This window comes from Gracilimonas tropica DSM 19535 (assembly GCF_000375425.1).
Lineage (GTDB): Bacteria > Bacteroidota > Rhodothermia > Balneolales > Balneolaceae > Gracilimonas > Gracilimonas tropica.
On sequence record NZ_AQXG01000011.1, the window covers coordinates 57,892 to 73,335 of the forward strand.

General features: G+C 42.4%; 15 protein-coding genes and 1 pseudogene. 8 read left to right on the forward strand and 8 right to left on the reverse strand.

Annotated elements, in window-relative coordinates; genetic code table 11:
• The first annotated feature begins 207 nt into the window (after window positions 1-207).
• Window positions 208-1,413, forward strand: coding sequence for an ADP-forming succinate--CoA ligase subunit beta (sucC, locus tag B151_RS0114380; RefSeq protein ID WP_020404353.1), 1,206 nt, complete (start codon window positions 208-210; stop codon window positions 1,411-1,413).
• A gap of 606 nt (window positions 1,414-2,019) precedes the next feature.
• Here sucC and bshA read toward each other — a convergent pair.
• Entirely contained in the window at window positions 2,020-3,180 is a 1,161-nt protein-coding gene (bshA, locus tag B151_RS0114390; protein WP_020404354.1) for an N-acetyl-alpha-D-glucosaminyl L-malate synthase BshA, read from the reverse strand.
• 230 nt (window positions 3,181-3,410) lie between these two features.
• On the opposite strand from bshA, the gene B151_RS0114395 reads away from it, so the two are divergent.
• From B151_RS0114395 to B151_RS18900, 6 genes are all read left to right on the forward strand, one after another.
• Complete coding sequence (locus B151_RS0114395; protein ID WP_020404355.1) at window positions 3,411-4,169, forward strand: YebC/PmpR family DNA-binding transcriptional regulator; 759 nt, start codon at window positions 3,411-3,413, stop codon at window positions 4,167-4,169.
• Window positions 4,170-4,176: 7 nt separating this feature from the next.
• The gene (locus tag B151_RS0114400; protein WP_020404356.1) at window positions 4,177-4,824 is read left to right on the forward strand and encodes a tetratricopeptide repeat protein; all 648 of its coding nucleotides are present in this window, start codon (window positions 4,177-4,179) and stop codon (window positions 4,822-4,824) included.
• Window positions 4,825-4,828: 4 nt separating this feature from the next.
• Entirely contained in the window at window positions 4,829-5,362 is a 534-nt protein-coding gene (locus B151_RS0114405; protein ID WP_020404357.1) for a hypothetical protein, read from the forward strand.
• Window positions 5,346-7,091 (forward strand): BatD family protein, encoded by a 1,746-nt coding sequence (locus B151_RS0114410; RefSeq protein ID WP_020404358.1) that lies wholly within the window; start codon window positions 5,346-5,348, stop codon window positions 7,089-7,091. The genes B151_RS0114405 and B151_RS0114410 overlap by 17 nt, the downstream gene beginning before the upstream one ends.
• A 26-nt stretch (window positions 7,092-7,117) precedes the next feature.
• Window positions 7,118-7,855: an SH3 domain-containing protein gene (locus B151_RS0114415; protein WP_157471037.1), complete on the forward strand. Its 738-nt coding sequence runs from the start codon at window positions 7,118-7,120 to the stop codon at window positions 7,853-7,855.
• A gap of 87 nt (window positions 7,856-7,942) precedes the next feature.
• A complete protein-coding gene (locus B151_RS18900) occupies window positions 7,943-9,316 on the forward strand; it encodes a dipeptidase (RefSeq protein ID WP_020404360.1) in 1,374 nt (457 codons plus the stop codon).
• A 352-nt stretch (window positions 9,317-9,668) separates the two neighbouring features.
• Here the strand turns inward: B151_RS18900 and B151_RS0114425 are convergent, their stop codons facing one another.
• The 5 genes and pseudogenes from B151_RS0114425 to B151_RS0114440 all read right to left on the reverse strand — a co-directional run bounded on the left by B151_RS0114425 (window position 9,669) and on the right by B151_RS0114440 (window position 13,214).
• Window positions 9,669-10,874: a 6-bladed beta-propeller gene (locus B151_RS0114425; RefSeq protein WP_020404361.1), complete on the reverse strand. Its 1,206-nt coding sequence runs from the start codon at window positions 10,872-10,874 to the stop codon at window positions 9,669-9,671.
• 141 nt (window positions 10,875-11,015) lie between these two features.
• A pseudogene (locus tag B151_RS20460) lies at window positions 11,016-11,135 on the reverse strand (cysteine peptidase family C39 domain-containing protein); the annotation flags it as partial.
• On the reverse strand, window positions 11,136-12,335 hold the full coding sequence (locus B151_RS0114430; RefSeq protein WP_071594712.1) for a 6-bladed beta-propeller: 1,200 nt from the start codon (window positions 12,333-12,335) through the stop codon (window positions 11,136-11,138).
• Between the two features lie 59 nt (window positions 12,336-12,394).
• Window positions 12,395-12,640, reverse strand: coding sequence for a hypothetical protein (locus B151_RS0114435; protein ID WP_157471039.1), 246 nt, complete (start codon window positions 12,638-12,640; stop codon window positions 12,395-12,397).
• A gap of 292 nt (window positions 12,641-12,932) precedes the next feature.
• Window positions 12,933-13,214: a cysteine peptidase family C39 domain-containing protein gene (locus B151_RS0114440; RefSeq protein WP_026166687.1), complete on the reverse strand. Its 282-nt coding sequence runs from the start codon at window positions 13,212-13,214 to the stop codon at window positions 12,933-12,935.
• A 252-nt stretch (window positions 13,215-13,466) separates the two neighbouring features.
• Between B151_RS0114440 and ppgK the strand changes: the two genes are divergently transcribed.
• Window positions 13,467-14,228 (forward strand): polyphosphate--glucose phosphotransferase, encoded by a 762-nt coding sequence (ppgK, locus tag B151_RS0114450; RefSeq protein WP_020404365.1) that lies wholly within the window; start codon window positions 13,467-13,469, stop codon window positions 14,226-14,228.
• Window positions 14,229-14,414: 186 nt separating this feature from the next.
• Here ppgK and B151_RS0114455 read toward each other — a convergent pair whose 3' ends face one another.
• On the reverse strand, window positions 14,415-14,792 hold the full coding sequence (locus B151_RS0114455; RefSeq protein WP_020404366.1) for a VOC family protein: 378 nt from the start codon (window positions 14,790-14,792) through the stop codon (window positions 14,415-14,417).
• Between the two features lie 74 nt (window positions 14,793-14,866).
• Entirely contained in the window at window positions 14,867-15,313 is a 447-nt protein-coding gene (locus B151_RS0114460; protein WP_020404367.1) for a MarR family winged helix-turn-helix transcriptional regulator, read from the reverse strand.
• Window positions 15,314-15,444: the final 131 nt, after the last annotated feature.

Sequence of the window (15,444 nt, forward strand, 5' to 3'; positions counted from 1 at the left end):
ATCAAATTTAGCGTTTGTTCATTGTAATTGCCAAAGGGAATTAACAAGTTCATTAATTTCGGTAAAGCTAGTCCCTTGCCCTAAAAGAATCATTTATGTTCTGATTATTCTATAGTTGTAAAGAATCCTCATCAACCTTTCTTTTAGCTCCTATTCTCGGTATTATTGGCACCCTGAAAAAATGCTTTAAATACTAAATAAGTATCCATGAAAATACACGAGTATCAAGCCAAAGAAATTCTCCAAAAATACGGTGTAGCTGTTCCTGCCGGGATCGCTACTACTACGGTTGAAGAGACTGTGGAAGCCGCCAAAAAGCTGAAAGAAGAAGGGGCTTCCCTGTTTGTTGTGAAAGCCCAGATTCATGCCGGTGGACGTGGAAAAGGCCGTACCAAAAAGAACAATGCGAAAGGAGTGATCCTTTGCAAAACCATTGATGAAGTTAAAGAAGCAGCCGAATCTTTGCTTGGCGATGTACTCGTAACGGTTCAAACCGGAGAAGAAGGACAGCTCGTACAGCGCCTGTATGTGACCGACGGCGTGGATATTGAACAAGAATTTTATCTCGGTATCCTGCTCGACCGTGCCGTTAGCAAGAATGTGATCATGGCCTCAACCGAAGGTGGAGTTGAGATCGAGAAAGTGGCTGAAGAAACGCCCGAAAAAATTGTAAAAGAATGGGTGGAGCCGGGCATGGACCTTCAACCGAATCAAGCTCGCAGAATTGCGTTTGCTTTGGGGCTGGAAGGGGAAGCACTCAAAAATGGAATTAAGATCATTCATGCACTCTACAATGCCTATGAAGAAACGGATTCCAATATGTTTGAGATCAATCCGCTGATCACTACTCCGGATAATAAAGTATATGCCCTGGATGCCAAAGTGACGTTTGATGACAATGCCCTCTTCCGTCATAAAGATCTTGCGGAGCTAAAGGATGAATCGGAAGAAAACCCTGCGGAACTCGAAGCACAAAAATACGACCTGAACTACATCAAACTGGACGGAAATGTGGGTTGTATGGTAAACGGAGCCGGACTTGCAATGGCGACCATGGATATCATCAAGCTTTCCGGCGGTGAACCTGCCAACTTCCTGGATGTGGGCGGTGGAGCCAATGTCGAGACGGTTAAAAACGGCTTCCGTATTATCCTGGAAGACAAAAATGTGAAAGCCATCCTGATCAATATTTTTGGCGGAATTGTTCGTTGCGATCGTGTTGCCAATGGCGTGATCGAAGCCGTAAAAGATCCTGAAATCGCTGAAAAAGTGAAGGACGTGCCTATCATTGTTCGTCTTCAGGGAACCAATGCGAAAGAAGCCAAGGAGATCATCGACAACAGCGACCTGAATGTAATTTCAGCCGTTCTGTTGAAGGAAGCTGCTGAGGAAGTATCCAAGGTGCTTGCCTGATTGATCGCTGATTTCTAATTGAAAGGAAATTGAAAAGCCTGCTTTTAACCAAGCGGGCTTTTTTTGTTTTTGTGAAAGCCTATCGTGAAAGGAACGCGGATGACACGGATCTTGTGGGTGATCGCTGAATCATGGTGTTATGGATTAGGGTTTTAAAAACAACATTCAGCTCATTTCTCGCTTGTAAAATATATAGCCTAAGTTTCCGGGAAACGGAAAGATGGATTCGTCAGAAGATGACCGGAAATCGTCCGACCACTGAGCAAAGCAATACTATTCGCTTAAGCACTGAACTTTTAATTGGAAATGCTCCCTGAACAATTATGAAGTGGTCCGACGAATGGAAAAGTAACCAGATTGTGGGTGAGCACTAAAAACGTCCTTACCCATATCCAATCATCGGACGAACTTGGTGGCTTTACAGTGAATCACATATAATAAAATCCCCATACCTGATGTATATCTGAGTTACTTCATTCGTTGGACGATGTACTGTTTTTCCATCTTTCAGCTCGGTTGAACTGCTGATACTGAGAATACCGATACCTGAAATGGCCGCATCTTCAATTAAACAAACAGAATGACTCCCTTTCAGGGCTATTAAGTTTATGAAACTGAAGCTTTTTCTGATTTTGCTTTTAGCCTTTTTCTCACTTCTTCATAGAATGCTTCGTACTGCTTAACGACCTTATCCTGATTAAAGCGCTCCGCTTGTTTTCTGGCATTGGCTGCCATCTTCTTATGTAGTTTGGGATCGCTCAGGATCTTCACCCCATAATCGGCCATGCAGTCAACGTCGTCGAGATTACATAAATACCCGGTTTCTCCGTGCACATTCACTTCCGGGAGTCCGCCAATGTTAGAACTGATCACAGGAACACTACAGCTCATGGCTTCCAGGGCAGCCAATCCAAAGGTTTCTGAACCGGAAGGGATCAAAAACAGATCCGCGATTGAAAGTACCTCTTCCACCTGGTCTAATTTTCCGAGGAACCGGACATGATCACAAATACCGAGATCCCGACATTGCTGTTCGGCTTTTTGGCGATCCGGGCCATCTCCAACCAACAATAATTTTGAAGCAATTCCGGCCTCAAGGATCTTAGAAAAAACGGTCACAACTTCCGGCACCCGCTTTACTTTTCGGAAGTTTGAAACATGGACCACTACTTTCTCATCATTGGGACAAATCGCTTTTTTAAAATGGCTTTTGTTAGACTTTTTGAAACGATCCAGGTCAATAAAATTGGGAATCACCCGGATATCCTGCTCAATATCAAAATGCTCGTAAGTCTCTTTCTTCAAATATTCCGAAACTGCGGTAACACCATCACTTTTGTCGATCGAAAATTCTACCACATGCTTATAACTGGGATCGCGGCCAACAAGCGTGATATCCGTTCCGTGCAGTGTAGTTACCACAGGTACCTGAATTCCCCGTTCAGACATGATCTGCTTAGCCAGATACGCACTCGTTGCATGAGGGAGTGCATAATGGACATGCAACAGATCCAGGTTTTCGTATTCGATCAGGTTTACCATTTGGGAAGCCAAAGCCAAAGCATAGGGAGGGTAATCGAATAGTGGATAGGAATTGATCGCAACTTCGTGATAGGTAATTCCGGTTTCAAGGGTGTCAAGCCTCGCCGGACGTGCATAACTCAGCATGTGGATGTTATGCCCTTTTTTAGCTAATGTTTTGGCTAGTTCGGTGGCAACGACACCGCTTCCTCCAAAGGTAGGGTAACAAACAATTCCTATATTCATTCTATCTATTTTCAGGCTTAAATAATGTGGTCTATCTGAACTTTAAAAATACACATTCTATTTTGGTTATCAGCACTTAAACACAGCTTTTAACAGATTGGTTTCCAACTTATAACGGTCCATCAATTTGTTTGCCCAAAGGCGTAAAAAACCATTTCATCAGTTCTAATTGCAGTATTCTATTTTGTATATTAGAAAGCTGTAAATTCATAAAATTTATATCTACATCTATGGCCGGACATTCGAAATGGGCGAACATTCGCCACAAGAAAGCTAAAGAAGACAAAAAACGCTCCAAGATTTTTACCAAACATATCAAGGAGATCACGGTAGCTGCCCGTGAAGGCGGCGGTGATCCGGATGGCAACCCACGCTTATCATTGGCTATTGATAATGCCAAGTCTGACAATGTCCCAAAAGATAATATCGAAAGAGCCATCAAGAGAGGAACCGGAGAAGACACGGATGGCGCCAGTTATGAAGAGGCTACTTTTGAAGGATATGGTCCCGGTGGAATCGCTTATTTTATTGAAGTGACCACCGACAATAACAACCGCACGGTGAGTGAGATTCGCCATATTTTTTCTAAACACGGAGGTAATATGGGCACCAATGGCTCCGTTGGTTACATGTTTGAGCAAAAGGGTATGATCCAGGTTCCTTCCGAAGGACTGGATCAGGAAGAGTTTATGCTTGAAGCCATTGATGCCGGAGCAATTGATGTTGACACCGATGAGGAAATGTTTGTGGTATATACAGCCCGCGAAGAACTTTTTGATGTCCGCAGTCGCCTGGAAGAAAACGGCCGTGAGATCGAGTCTGCAACCCTGATATGGGAAGCAGCCACCGAAACAAAAGTGGACGAAGAAACGGCCATCAAGAACCTGAAAATGATGGAGAAATTCGAAGAAAACGACGACGTCAACAACGTATTTACGAACATGCTAATGGATGATGAAACCATCGCACTGGCAGAAAACCTCGATTGATAGGCCCTTGCTACGATTAAGCACATATATCGTTCTTTTCCTTCTGCTCACGGCTTCTGCAGCCAATGATGGCCGAAAAGCAAATGAGGCCTATGAAAACGGCAATTATGAAAAGGCGGAAGAACTTTTTCTTGCAGCTATTGAACAGGAACCTGAAAACGCCCGGCTTTACTTCAATCTTGGAAATGCACAAGCCAAGCAGGGAAAAGTTGAAGAAGCCATTCAATCATTCATGGAATTTCGTGCTATGGTTGAATCTCCCGAAGAAAAGGCCATGGCGGAATATAATATCGGTACTCTTTTGGCGGAAGGTAAAAAGTGGAAACCGGCTGCCTCTCATTTCAAGAATGCCCTTAAACTCAATCCTTCAGAATCGGATGCCAAACATAATTACGAGCGTGCATTGGCAGAAATTGACAAAAATGAGGAGAATCAGGAAGGGCAGGATCAAAATCAACAGGATCAACCACCACCGGAGCCCAGTGAATATGCCATCGCGATGAAGAAACGGGCCGAAAAATTAGTGGAACAACGCAAGTACACCGAGGCTTATAACCTGATGCAACAAGCCTTAAAAGCAGATGAAACGGTTCGCGCTTTCAATGACTTCATAGAACGGACTAAAAATGTAGCAGAAATTGACACCAACAGTTAACATCATGAAGAACTTCTTTTTTATACTGATTTTTTGCGGAATCAGTCTTGCTGCAAATGGTCAGTCGGCGGATACGTATTTCCATAGTGGGGCTCAGGCATTCATCAATGCCGATCTGCAGCAAGCGATTCAGCAGGTGCAAGCGGGCCTGCAGCAATTTCCCAACAATCCCAAGCTGAATGCACTCATGGAAAAGCTGAAAGAAGAGCAACAGCGTCAGCAACAACAGCAACAGAATCAGCAGCAGCAAGATCAGCAAAACCAACAGCAGCAGGATCAACAAGAGCAGCAACAGCAAGACCAACAGGATAAGCAAGAAGAGCCGGATCAACAAGAAAAAGATCAACAGCAGGGAAAACAAGATCAGGATGAGAAAAATGCTGAAGAAATGAATCCTGAGAACATGGACATGCAGCAAATGAGCAAGGAAGAAGCTGAAAAAATATTACAGGCTCTTGCCCAAAAAGAGAAAGAACTCTTAAAAGAATTCAAAAAGAAAAAGACAGACGGAAGCGCCAAACATGAAAAAGATTGGTAATCAGTCCCAATTTCTTCTACTGATATTTATTTTTCTGATGTTGCCTTTTACGGGTTTTACACAAAGCCTGCAGGTAGACCTATCTATGTCCGAAACCAATGTGTATTCAGGTGAACAGGTTTCCGTAAAGCTCGCAATCAGCGGAACTTCTATCGGTTCCATAAACCAACCCCAGCCTCCCGAAATTGACGGCCTTCGCTGGCTCAGGGGCAGTACTTCCAGGGGCACCAATTATGTATTGAAAAACAATACTCCAACCATAACCTACACTTTTGGGTATCTATTTATTGCGCAAGACCCCGGCTCTTATACCATCCCCCCTTTTGAGGTTGAGATAGACGGTGAAAAATATCAGTCCAATACCTTAAACTTTACCGTATTGGATCCTGCCACCATAGATGAAGAGGAAGCACAACGCGCTCCCGACATTTATGTGCGGCTCGAACCTGCTACCGAGTCTCCCGTTGTCGGCGAACAGGTGATCGTAGATGTTGTACTTTACTTTAAGAATGGTATTGAGATCTCATCCTATCAACCTACACCCGGCTGGAAAGCTGAAGGGTTCTGGAAAGAGGAGCTTCAATATCCGCAACGTGCCCAGGCCACCTCTACCCTGGTGAATGGCATTCGCTATCAAAAAGCACGGCTGATACAATATGCTTTATTCCCAACCAAATCAGGTGAACTGACCTTAAGCCCGTTTGAATTGACGTTATCGGTACGTCAACAGCGGCGCTCAGACCCTTTTGGATTTGGCTTCGGACAGGAACGCCAAAAGGTACAATCCATTCCTGTCACCATAAATGCCCAACCTCTGCCTGCTTTAAAAAATGCTGCATTTATTGGCGCCGTAGGTGACTTTAAAATTACCAGAGAAGTCTCTCCCAAAAAGGCCATGGTGGGTGAAAGCATCGAAATTACTACCAAAATCTCCGGAACCGGGAATATTCCCCTCATCAATAAACCCGAATACGAATTTCCTGAAGCGCTTGAAAAGTATAATCCCCAGCAAAATTCTACCATCAACCGGCAAAACCGGGAGGTTTCGGGCACCAAAGTTTTTACTGATGTACTTATTGCAAGAAACGAAGGAACCTTTACCATCCCCGCTGCAAAGCTTGCCTATTTTGACCCATCGACCGATTCTTATGTCATAGAAGAGGTACCGGCTATAAAAATTACGGCAGAGCGAGACCCCAACTCGTCCGTCGCAGAAGTCCGTGATCTCAAACTGGAAATTGAACCGATTTCAGGTTTAGCGCAATGGTCGAATACAACCTCCAGACCCTTGTATCAAAAAGGGTGGGTGTGGCTTATGTTGATGCTGCCGTTATTCATTACAGCCGGAGCATATGGATACAAAAAATATAGCGACCGCATGCGTACCGACACAGCTTTTGCGCGGTCCAGGACTGCATCCAAAAAAGCTGAAAAAACCTTATCAGAGCTTAATAAGTCAGCTGATATAAAACAAGGATATCATTTGATCGAGAAAGCACTCATTCAGTTTATAACCGATAAGTTAAACTTACCGCCGGCAGGACTTTCTCATTCGGACATCATTGAGCAGGTGGAAACCCTTGGAAATGCTGAAACCACTGCTTCATTAAAGCAGCTACTCACCAAATGTGAGACCATTGCGTACGCTCCGAATGTAAATCAGGAATCGCTTCAAACCGACCTTGAAAAAACCAAACAATTGATCAAAGAATTAGAAAAACAGGTATGAACCGGACACTGCTTCTGTTTTTTTTGATGACATTCACCCTAGGAACTGTGGAGGCGAGGCAATCTCCGCAGGCTTTATTTGATGAAGCCAACACCTTGATGGAAAATGGACAATTGAATGAGGCCATGAATCTTTACCGAGATATCTATGAATCCGGAAACGTATCCGGCGGACTATTCCTGAATATGGGCATCACCGCGGTTCAGCTTGATTCTATGGGCCTGGCCAAGTTTTATTTTCTGAAAGCGCGGGATTTTGAAACCACAACCTCGCAAGCCGAACAAGCTCTTGAATATGTAAACAGTCAATTTAGCCGTCAATCCGCAATGCTGCCGAAATTACCCTGGGATAAAGCCATTGACTGGATCAACCATGTTCCCGGAGCATCAGGCTTACTTATTTTAGGATTTTTGATCACCCTGTGTGGATTGGTTTTGTTGTATGCATGCTGGTTTGGGTCTTTTACGTTCAGCACATTTTCCACGTACATTATCTCGCTAATTGTTGCAGGCAGCCTGCTGGCCGGCTTGGCATTTTATGCAGATTACGTTGATCAGCGTTACGATGAAGCCGTTTTGATCGAAAATTCACGCCGGGTTTATGAAACCGCAGACCTGAATTCTCCGTTAGTAAGCATCGCCTACGAAGGCTACGACCTAACCGTTGATAACTGGAAAAGCAGCGAATCACAAGATTGGCTGTATGTGCGGCTTGGAAACGGACAATTTGGGTGGATCCTTCAGGATGGAATAAAAACCTTATAGTTACGATTCAACTCAGAAGTTTTGAAACAGACTGTTTATTTTCCATCAAAGGTTATGGAATCAGAAAATTAAATATTCAATGAAATTATGAGCACCTCTCAGGAATACATCGACCGGAATAAAGACAAATTTTTAAACGAACTGTTTGAACTGCTCCGGATACCCAGCATCAGCACCGATTCTTCAAAGAAAGATGAGATTAAAAAAGCATCTCAATTTTTAGCTAATCAGTTAAAAGAGCTGGAACTGGAAAACGTTGAAGTTTTTGAAACTCCGGGAAATCCCATTGTGTACGCTGAACACTGTCCACATGATGATAAGCCGACGGTGCTCATTTATGGCCACTATGATGTACAGCCTTCCGATCCTGATGATCTCTGGGAAACGCCCCCTTTTGAACCTACGGTAAAAGATGGGTTGATCTATGCCCGGGGCGCCAGCGATGACAAGGGGCAGGCATTTACCCATATAAAAGCCGTTGAATCCTACAAGAAAACCGGTCAGGAAATCCCTGTAAATGTGAAATTCATTCTGGAAGGTGAAGAAGAAATCGGCTCTCCAAATCTGGTTCCGTTTCTGGAAGGACATAAAGATCTGCTGGAATGCGATATGGTACTCATTTCAGATACGGCTATGTTTGGGGAAGATCAGCCCTCCATCACCTATGGACTTCGCGGATTGGCGTATATGGAAATTGAAGTAGTTGGCCCGAACCGTGACCTGCATTCCGGCGTGTATGGCGGAGCGGTTGAAAATCCCGTAAATGTTTTGTGTGAAATTATCGCCAAGCTGAAAGATGAAGACGGTGTGATCCAGATTCCCGGCTTTTATGACAGCGTGGTTGAACTCACCGAAGCCGACCGCGAAGCTTTTGCCCAACTCCCTTTTGATGAAGACGAATACAAGAAATCACTCGACATCAAAGCATTACACGGTGAAAAAGGATATACCACATTGGAGCGCGCATCCGCTCGCCCAACCTTAGATGTCAACGGAATTTGGGGCGGCTACCAGGGCGAAGGAGCTAAGACGGTGCTTCCATCCAAAGCCAATGCCAAAGTGAGCATGCGCCTGGTGCCGGACCAGGATCCCAAAGAAATTGCACAGCTTTTCAAAAAGCACGTAGAATCGCTTGCTCCTGATACAGTGAAGATCAAGGTCACCGAACATCATGGTGGTCACCCGGCCGTAACCGATCTGGATTTCTACGGACTAAAAGCCGGAGCCAAAGCTTTTGAAGAGATTTATAACAAGGAAGTGTTGTTTTCACGCGAAGGCGGCTCCATCCCAATCGTGGCCGATTTTAAACGTGTGTTGGGCGTTGAATCCATTCTTATGGGTTTTGGCCTGACCAGCAACGCCATTCACTCACCCAACGAGAATTTTTCGGTGAAGGATTTTCATCGCGGGATTAAAACTTCGGCCAAGTTTTTGGAATTGTTACCGGATTTTGCTGAGTGATTGATTCCTTTTTATTTGACAATATTAAAAGCGCGACTCTTTTGGGGTTGCGCTTTTTTATTGGTCCGAAAAATTGGAAAACCTCAAGAACCAAAGCTCCAGTTTTTTACTTCAGGCTGACATCAGGCAAGAATTCGTCCGACCACTGAAAAGAATAATTGGTTGAGCATAATTTGAAATCTTAAAGGACAAAGAAAATAAATCCCGAAAGAAGAGGTCCGACGATTATGTTGGAGCAAGTAGTTATTCTTTGACATGAGTGAAGCCTCCCTTTGTCTTCAGAAAAGATTCAATAGGGCATTTCGCTGCATACGAGAAAAAAAGCTCCAAGAACTTATGCCCAACAAAAATTTTATCGTGCTGTGAATTCAATGCTATACCTAACAATATTCCATTGGCCTGTATCTTCATTTTTCTCCCGCTGATAAAAATAACCGCCTTTTACTACTACATGATTCTCCAAACTCGCCGGATCGCTGTATTTATCTCCTGGCCATCTAAAAGTGGCTATTAGCTCGCCTGATTCTTCCAAAACCCACCATTTGAAAAATTCATTATCTCCAGTAAAAGTAGAGATCCAAAACCTGTTTTCATCATCCAGCAAAATGCTATTAATGGCCGGCCATTTTTCAGGCAGATCTACATTTTGAGCGATGTTTTCTACCATTTCATTTGCAGAGTGTAAAGCATCTTTCCGACGAACTTCTTGTAATTCGTATGGATAAAAGAATGCACTCAGGTAGTCCCCATCATAATCTAATTTCTTAACCAGAAAATCCCGGCTGTCCACTATATAAAAGTGATCTTCCTTAGAAGGAACAAAGAAATGCCGTTCGAAAAAAGGGAAGTACTTCATAAACCGAACCTGCATATTCCCAACTTTATCTTCAGAATTAGAATGGACAAATTTTTTAGCTTTGAGTTCAGCCAATTGGTCAGAAACAATTTCTAATTCTGAATTCAACCTGTAATACTTTTTCATTCTTCTTCCAGAATTATTTATTTGGGGTGATTCCTGGAAAGCAGCGATGATCTCATTAGGTGAACTCAAGTAAAATTCATGGGGACGCTTATCGGATAGCTCCAAAATATCTTTCCATTTTTGAGAATCTGTCAGCACTGTTTTTTCCTGCTTTAAAGTAGCTGTTGAATACAACATGATGCGTTGCAACTGACTGTCATAAAATAAAAGCTGCCCTGCATGAACTTGTAAATTACTTAGACTTAAGAACTCAGCAGGGCCTTTTCCTTCTCCAGCTATCTTTTTAAGATACGATCCATCAGGATTGTAGACATGAAGAGAACGGGAACCCCATCCGGCATCAGCAATATATACCCGGCCGGAATCATCTACGGCAAACTCGCCCATAGAAGAGAAAAATAGCTGTTCTGTATCCCCAAATTTTCCGTTGGGCTTCAAAAATAACGTATCCTCAGAGGTTTTTTTAGAATAAACTGTTACGTTATTCAAATCTTTGAATTCTTGAACCGATCTATTTTGATCCTGAACGGAACAACCGACTAAAACGAGTGTTAAGGCACTTAGAAAAATCTTCATGATTTAAGTATAAAAGTACATGATGAGATTAAATGTTAACTCAACATGCACTCAAGTTTTTTGGTCACATTAGTATTTGATCAGGACCCACAAGTAGCCCAATAGCCACTTACCCCTCCTTCATAGGATGGAAGTTTCCCCTGAACTTTTCCTCAGCTTTTCTAAAGAATATTTTCTACCGTGGTGTTTGGCTACCATACGTAAGCAAGTAGGGCCGCAATCCATTTGATCATGCTGTCGGTAGAGCTTGAAGGGCTTCATTTAGCGCTTAACAAATTCAATCTTGTATTTTACAATCCGGTCTATCCCTTTATCCATATTAAATTCATGACTATAAAAATAGCCTCCCCTTATAATTCTGTTTGGTTTTGAAATCACTGAATATGATTTTTGACTTCCCTTTTCCTTGAATTCAGCTATCAGCTCATTATCCTTATTTAAGACTGCCCATTTAAACGTACTATCATTATTTGTAATCATTGAGACCCACAGTTGACCTTTATCATCAAATTCAATGGTATGGAACTTTTGCCAGGTTTCGGGTAACTCATATTTGCTTAAGGTTCGTTCTTCATTAGGATATAGTTCAAAATCATCCATATCCACAGGAACATCTTTTAACTCAAAATGAATAGTTGATTCATAATCACTATCTCTATTGAGTATCTTTATTTCAGGTTTACCCGTCCAAGTGGTAAAGTACCGTCCATCTGTACATAAGGCTAATAGTGAACTCCTTGTGAAAGGCATCGTGAATGGTAAATTCAATGGCCCGTCCGGATAGTAATAGGAAAAGCTTTTTAGCTGTAAAACTGGGTCAGGTTGAATCACTCCATCATTAGAAAGGCGAAAGTAAGTCTCTTTAGGTTCATGTTTCAGTCCTTCGCCGGGCAAAGATCTGTAACCAATTAGCAAATCTCCGTTCCTTTTAGCCAATACTCTATTGGCTTTACTATTAACAGGAATTTGATTGCTTTCCTGTAGTAAACTGTGGTCAATAGAAATATCTTTTACGTGTGAAAAATCATCCAATGAAAAAACTCCAATTTTCTGTAGCCTTGGATCAAAAAGAATTAGGTTATTACCCCATATGTCCATTGATGAAATACCCTCATACTCTCCCGGACCTCTTCCCTCATTAGCAATTCGGGTTATAAATTTACCCTCTGAATCAAAAACATAGACACCTACCGTTCCTGGAATTGATGCTGAAATAAAAATCCTCTCTTCATCATCTACAATAAAAGTATTTATATAGCCCTTTATAAATACCTCATCATTGCTCTCAAATGTTCTTTCCCGAAACAAGTATACCGAATCAACATGATTCCTATTTAACTTTATAGTTGTTAGGTTTTCAATATCCCTATGCTCGATGTTTTTATTATTAGTTTTTTCCAAAACTTCTTTATCACAAGAGCATATTATGCATATTATTAGCAATAAGTAATTAAAATTCATTTTGAACAATTTAAATCTTGCTGCTTATTTATAGCAGCAAGATTTTTGGTTATTACTTGTCAGCATGCAGTTGTATTAGAAAACTGACCTGTTCCACAACTTGAACAACAATAGCCTGAAACATATTGGCCTTCATCATTTTCATATGAACTGAAATAGGCTGATTGAATACTATCAACAGATTGAGTACTACAAGCTGAATAACCAGCAAATGATCCATCTGCATTTCTCCATGCCACTCGGCAACCATCACCTGCCTTTATGTTTTTCATTTCACTTCTACTAAGTAATTGTAATGCTTCCATATTATTTTCTCATTTATTTGAAATTAAACCCGTTTCATCCAGCTTTTACCAAATCGGGTACAGGTTTTTGACCCCGGTTTTTCAATACCGCTCTTTGTTGAACAAGCTCCCTCAATAAAACCAATTTATTTTTCCTACGCTGGAAATTTCCCCTGAAGTTTTCCCTGAATTTTCTTGTGAATTTTTCCCTGAAATTATCCCTGAAATTATCCCTGAATAATTTTCGGCTATGTAGTTTGGTCACAGTATTCAAACAAGTATGGATACAGGCCAAACTCTATCGCTTTTAGTTTTATATACCACCACAAAATGAACCTGTCCCAAAAGACAATACAGGAAGTGAAGCTTGCTCCTTTAATTGCTCCCAGCTCAGTTTTGCCCCTACCGTACGGAAGCCAATATTTTCTGCCGCTTCACTAATTCCTAATAGCGAAACGCCCTCTCGGTTAATTCCCGAACTTTTCCTCAGCTTTTCTAAGGAATATTTTTTACCGTGGTGCTTGGCCACCATACGCAGGCAAGTGGGGCCGTAATCTTTTTCTATTATGTATAAATAATTCTCTTTTATTCTCATTACAAACCACTGGTTTGTAATGTATAAAGAAACTTCGGATTCCGGGAAGTTGAAAATAGCTGACAAAACTTATTTTGAGGCTGAGCCTGACTTTGTCGGCAGGCAGGCCTCAATTGGGCATTCCGCAGCGGAGCTACTGAGCGAGTCTTAAGATATCTGTAACCAAGCACAGAGCACAAATCCCATACTTCCCACTATGCAGCAAAGAAAAATTTCACTATGTTAAGCGCGAATTAGCACTCAACATCAGCCGTGGAAGTTTTAGGAATCGACATTGGGAGTTATGGCATCAAAGGGGCCATCGTAGATACGGAAAAGGGGGAGATCGTCTCCAAAAAACGCACTACCGATAAAATTGAGGATACCCGCCCCCATAAGCTGATCTCCAAATTGCATAAAGTCGTGAAGAAGTTTGATTGGGACGGGCCGATCGGATGCGCTTTTCCAGCGGCCACCAGCAAGGGCGTGGTGCTCTCTACTACGCGCATGGATCAGGGCTGGGTGGATGCCGATGCCGATCATCTTTTTTCTGAGATCACCGGTTGTAAAGTAAGCGTGATCAATGACACGGATGCCACCGGACTTGCTGAAATGACCTTTGGCGCCGGAAAGGAACAACGGGGGACGGTCATAGTGCTTACCGTTGGAACCGGGATTGGGTCTTCTCTTTTTATTGATGGCATTCTGGTTCCCAACACCGAACTCGGACAAATTGAGATCAAAGGAATTTCAGTAGAGCAGCGAGCATCGAACCGGGCCAGAAAGGAAGAGGGCATCCGCAAAAAAACCTGGGGCAAACGACTGCAATTGGTCCTGGAACATTATGAGAAATTATTCCATCCCGATCTTTTTATTCTTGGCGGACAACTTTCCAAAAAGGCCGACAAGACCTTCCCATACATCAAGATCAAAACAAAATTTAAGGCAGCCAGTTTACTGAATAACGCCAGCATTGTAGGCGCAGCTTATTATGCGGCTTCGGTTCAGCTTAAAAATAAAGAGTTTTACCGGTAGTATTTTCAACATTAAACTAACCTGGCACTCTTAAGTCACCGCTCGTAAAACAAATAAATTTTCACATCGAGTTTTAAGCCTAGCTTATGACTCAAGAGATCTCGGGTTTTATCGATAGGACTACTGAAACTTCTTTTTAAATCCCTTCAGGATTATGGGGCTTTTTGGGGCTAATTCAACTTCAGTTCACTCAAAGGAATGCAGTGCAATACGGTTTCCTTCAGTGTCAGTGATGACGGCCATGTAGCCATTGTCTTCACTGATCAATCTTTTGGCAATGGAGACGGTACCGCCGGCATCTTCCACGCGATCTAATATGATCTGTAAATCAGGATTGGCATTTAAATAGATAAGAGGCCCGTGGGTTTGGCTGGGTTTATACCATTCATCATTTTTGATGATGGTTCCGCCAACTCCATCCTGGTCTGCCGGAAACATCGCCATTTGGAGCCCGTCTCCAATATCCAAAGGCTGCATTTTTAAGTCGAAGATCTGCTCGTAGAACTTTTGAGCTCGTTTTATATCCGTTGCGGGAATTTCAAACCAGTTGATCGCATTTTTCATATACCCTCCGATAATTATTATGAAAACGGATGTTAGGTGTACGGCGATCTATAGTCAAGCATATAATTTACCCGTCAAGCACGTACTTTTTCGAGTAGTTCATTTAACTGAGACGCTTCTTCTTCGTTTAATATTGCAAAACGCCCATCCAGTTTATGCAGGTGATCATCGACCTGAGCCAGCAGGCGAAGTCCTTCATATTTTATAAAAACCTGGACGAGCCGACCGTCTTTGGGATCCTGTCGCTTACGAACCAGTTCTTTCTCAATCAACCGGTCCACCAACCGGGAAGTGTCGGATCTTTTGTCCATCATTTGAGCTTGAATCTGCTTGGTGGACATCGGTTCGTTATTGGCTGCTTTCAGAATTCGAAGAATGGCCAATTGTTTTTGGGTGATGCCGAATTCATCCAAAAATGCTTTAATTTGGGTTCGCATCCATACTTCAGTTTCAAAGATATTGTTACGCAATTCCTGCCAAACCGAAACATCGGTTTGAGTAGTGGTGGTAGATGTGCTCATGTTCCCTAAATGTAGATGATTGAATTGCCCCTAAATATAATGTGCAAACATCAACGTTACAACGGTAAAATAAAGAAGGTTTATCAAAGCTTGTAATAGCCCTTCTAAGGTTAAACATTGCACCAATATCA

Bases quoted from the DNA above. Each gene is read 5' to 3' on its own strand.
- B151_RS0114435 (WP_157471039.1), bottom strand. From the start codon at position 12,640: ATGGAAGCATTACAATTACTTAGTAGAAGTGAAATGAAAAACATAAAG.
- B151_RS0114460 (WP_020404367.1), bottom strand. From the start codon at position 15,313: ATGAGCACATCTACCACCACTACTCAAACCGATGTTTCGGTTTGGCAG.
- B151_RS0114415 (WP_157471037.1), top strand. From the start codon at position 7,118: ATGACATTCACCCTAGGAACTGTGGAGGCGAGGCAATCTCCGCAGGCT.
- B151_RS0114410 (WP_020404358.1), top strand. From the start codon at position 5,346: ATGAAAAAGATTGGTAATCAGTCCCAATTTCTTCTACTGATATTTATT.
- sucC (WP_020404353.1), top strand. From the start codon at position 208: ATGAAAATACACGAGTATCAAGCCAAAGAAATTCTCCAAAAATACGGT.
- B151_RS0114430 (WP_071594712.1), bottom strand. From the start codon at position 12,335: ATGAATTTTAATTACTTATTGCTAATAATATGCATAATATGCTCTTGT.
- B151_RS0114440 (WP_026166687.1), bottom strand. From the start codon at position 13,214: ATGAGAATAAAAGAGAATTATTTATACATAATAGAAAAAGATTACGGC.
- B151_RS0114455 (WP_020404366.1), bottom strand. From the start codon at position 14,792: ATGAAAAATGCGATCAACTGGTTTGAAATTCCCGCAACGGATATAAAA.
- B151_RS0114405 (WP_020404357.1), top strand. From the start codon at position 4,829: ATGAAGAACTTCTTTTTTATACTGATTTTTTGCGGAATCAGTCTTGCT.
- B151_RS0114425 (WP_020404361.1), bottom strand. From the start codon at position 10,874: ATGAAGATTTTTCTAAGTGCCTTAACACTCGTTTTAGTCGGTTGTTCC.
- B151_RS0114395 (WP_020404355.1), top strand. From the start codon at position 3,411: ATGGCCGGACATTCGAAATGGGCGAACATTCGCCACAAGAAAGCTAAA.
- B151_RS18900 (WP_020404360.1), top strand. From the start codon at position 7,943: ATGAGCACCTCTCAGGAATACATCGACCGGAATAAAGACAAATTTTTA.
- bshA (WP_020404354.1), bottom strand. From the start codon at position 3,180: ATGAATATAGGAATTGTTTGTTACCCTACCTTTGGAGGAAGCGGTGTC.